Raw genomic sequence first — 2,862 nt, 5'->3', positions numbered from 1 at the left:
TTCGGCCAGTTGCTCGGCGACCTTGTGCCAGATGACGTGGGTCTGCGGGTGCCCGTGCAGCAGGAGCAGGCCGGGACCCGCGCCGCCTTTGCGGTAGCTGATGTCCACACCGTTGACGTGGCGCTGGTCTTTTTGGAATCCGGCGAACATGGAATGACTCCTTGTGATGATTGCTTGCATCCTGAAATCACACGGCGCCCGGGGCAAGGGGGAAAGCGTGGAGGGGTTGTTCATGAAGTGTGTTGAAGCCCGATCTTTCAGGCAGTGCAGGTCAACGGTGGGAGCTGGCTTGCCTGCGATGCAGGCAACTCGGTGTATCAGTCGCACCGAGGTGATGCCATCGCAGGCGAGCCAGTTCCTACCGTTGGGTTGCGTCGCCCAGGCGACTTCATCCTTGCTTGAACAACGCCTCGGCACGCTGGCGAACCTGCGCCTCGGTCAAGTCCTCCTTGCGCGTGGCCAGGAACCACACATGCCCGAACGGATCTTTCAGCGTCCCGGAACGGTCACCGTAGAACTGATCCTTGGGTTCTGAAATCGCCGTGCCGCCGGCCTTGATGGCCTGGGCGAACTGTTGGTCGACATCTTGCACATAGAGATGCAGGCACACGCTGGGGTGTTCTTTTCCCGGACTGCCGAACGACATTTCGCCACAGGGCGAGGCCATCATGATCGCCGAATCGCCAATGCGCAGTTCGGCATGGCCGATCTTGCCGTCGGGCATGTCCAGGCGCATGACTTCGGTGGCACCAAAGGCTCGTTTGTAGAACTCGATGGCTTCAGCGGCTTTGTCGATGCCCAGGTACGGCGTGATGCTGTGGTAGCCCTCGGGAATGGGTTTAACGCTCATATCGTTCTCCTTGATGGTGGTTGTGGAGGGACGGCTTTTTCACTATAGGCCACGTGCGCCGTGGCTTGCGGGCAGCCGACGAGGTGTTGCCCAGGCAACAGCAAACCGGCAGTTTGCTGCGCCAAGGGCGGTCTGCCGCGCGTATATCGGGAGCAAACCCTTGTGTTTGAAGGCCAGGCGCCTCAGGCACAGAAGCTGCAATGCCTCTGGCAAACCATTCGCCCGAGAGCGTTGTATGTCTGTACTGCCTGTATCTGCCGATTACCCGATTCACACGCCCCACGCCGAGTTGATCCGCGACGAGGCCCACGCACTGGCCGTTGCCCACCGGGTTGCTGCCGTGTTGCTGGAGCAGGACGCCGAGCGCGACCGCACCCGCCAGGTGCCTGCGGAGGTCGTCGACCTGTATTCCAACAGCGGCCTGTGGGGCATCAGCGTGCCCCGCGAGTTTGGTGGTGCCCAGGTGTCCTACGCGGTGTTGGCCCAGGTGATTGCGATTATCTCGGCGGCCGACCCTTCGCTGGGGCAAATCCCGCAGAACCATTACTGCCTGCTGGAAGATATCCGCCTGCAAGGTACGCCCGAGCAGCAGGCGTACTTTTTTGGCCTGGCGCTGGAAGGGCATCGGTTTGCCAATGCGCTGTCGGAAACCGGCGGCAAGAACGTACAGGACATCCAGGCGACCATTCGCCAGCAAGGCGATGGCTATGTGATCAACGGTCGCAAGGGTTATTGCACCGGTTCGCTGTATGCCCACTGGCTGGCGGTGCTGGCGCTGGATGAACAGCAAAATGCGCAATTGGCGTTCGTGCCGCGCGGCACTGAAGGCCTGGTGGTGGTCGACGACTGGGACAGCATGGGCCAACGCACCACCTCCAGCGGCACGGTGCTGGCCGAAGGCTTGAAGGTGCCGGCGTTCAATCTGTTTCCTACCCATCGTTCCTACGATTCGCCGACCCTGGCCGGGCCTTTCGCTCAATTGACCACCGCCGCCATCGATGCCGGCATCGCCCGTGCCGCGTTGCGTGACACGGTGCAGTTCGTCCGGCAATTCGCCCGTCCATGGATCGATGCCGGGGTGGAAAAAGCCAGTGAAGACCCGCTGACTATCATTCAGGTCGGCGCGCTGGATATTCGCCTGGAAGCGGCGGAAGCCTTGCTGGAGCGGGCCGGAAAGGCCCTGGACGCCGCGCGCCCGGCACCCGATGAAGACAACGTTGCCCATGCCTCCCTGGCTGTCGCGCGGGCCAAGGTGCTGACCACTGAAATCGCCATCGAAGCCAGCAACAAGCTCTTCGAACTCGGCGGCACCCGCTCCACCCTGAAGAAGCACAACTTCGACCGTCACTGGCGCAACGCACGGGTGCATACCCTGCATGACCCGGTGCGCTGGAAGTATCACGTGGTGGGCAACTGGCTGCTCAACGGCGCCAAGCCACCGCGTCACGATTGGTCTTGACCCATGGCCGAGCTGTTTAAAAACATCTATTGGGCCGACATCGGCCAAGCCTGCCTGGAAACCCTGAGCATGCTCAGCGCGGCCCTGGGTTTTACCGTGCTGCTGGGGTTGCCGCTGGGGGTGCTGTTGTTCCTCACCGGCAAGCGCCAGTTGCACGAAACCCTAGTGGTGTATCGGGCGCTGTCGGTGGTGGTCAACGTGCTGCGCTCGCTGCCGTTCATCATCCTGCTGATTGTGCTGATCCCGGTGACCACCTTGCTGGTGGGCACCTCCCTGGGCGTGGCCGGTACGATTCCGCCGTTGGTGGTGGGCTGTACGCCGTTCTTTGCGCGGCTGGTGGAAACCGCCTTGCGCGAAGTCGACCGTGGCGTGGTGGAGGCCACCCAATCCATGGGCGCCAGCACCTGGCAGGTGATCCGCCACACGCTGTTGCCGGAAGCCCGGGGCGGGCTGCTGGCAGCGGTCACTGTCACCGCGATTGTGCTGGTGGACTACACCGCCATGGCCGGGGTGATCGGTGGCGGAGGCCTGGGCGACATGGCTATCCGCTACG

General features: G+C 62.6%; 3 protein-coding genes and 1 pseudogene. 2 read left to right on the top strand and 2 right to left on the bottom strand.

All coding sequences use genetic code 11. The annotated features are described in order from the left end of the window. Both HX846_RS21650 and HX846_RS21645 read right to left on the bottom strand, forming a co-directional pair. Positions 1–150: pseudogene (locus HX846_RS21650) on the bottom strand (alpha/beta hydrolase); the annotation flags it as partial. Positions 151–388: 238 nt separating this feature from the next. Then, the gene (locus HX846_RS21645; protein ID WP_003210114.1) at positions 389–850 is read right to left on the bottom strand and encodes a VOC family protein; all 462 of its coding nucleotides are present in this window, start codon (positions 848–850) and stop codon (positions 389–391) included. A 235-nt stretch (positions 851–1,085) separates the two neighbouring features. On the opposite strand from HX846_RS21645, the gene HX846_RS21640 reads away from it, so the two are divergent. Both HX846_RS21640 and HX846_RS21635 read left to right on the top strand, forming a co-directional pair. Further along, a complete protein-coding gene (locus tag HX846_RS21640) occupies positions 1,086–2,309 on the top strand; it encodes an SfnB family sulfur acquisition oxidoreductase (protein ID WP_178966072.1) in 1,224 nt (407 codons plus the stop codon). Between the two features lie 3 nt (positions 2,310–2,312). Further along, a partial coding sequence (locus HX846_RS21635; RefSeq protein WP_178966071.1) for a methionine ABC transporter permease occupies positions 2,313–2,862 on the top strand: 550 nt, incomplete at its 3' end.

It is taken from the genome of Pseudomonas sp. K5002, from assembly GCF_013386655.1.
Lineage (GTDB): Bacteria > Pseudomonadota > Gammaproteobacteria > Pseudomonadales > Pseudomonadaceae > Aquipseudomonas.
Note: the sequence above shows the minus strand (reverse complement) of the source record. Positions and strands in the feature narration are given on the sequence as shown.

Coding starts and splice junctions, on each gene's coding strand:
- HX846_RS21645 (WP_003210114.1), bottom strand. CDS start 850: ATGAGCGTTAAACCCATTCCCGAGGGCTACCACAGCATCACGCCGTAC.
- HX846_RS21640 (WP_178966072.1), top strand. CDS start 1,086: ATGTCTGTACTGCCTGTATCTGCCGATTACCCGATTCACACGCCCCAC.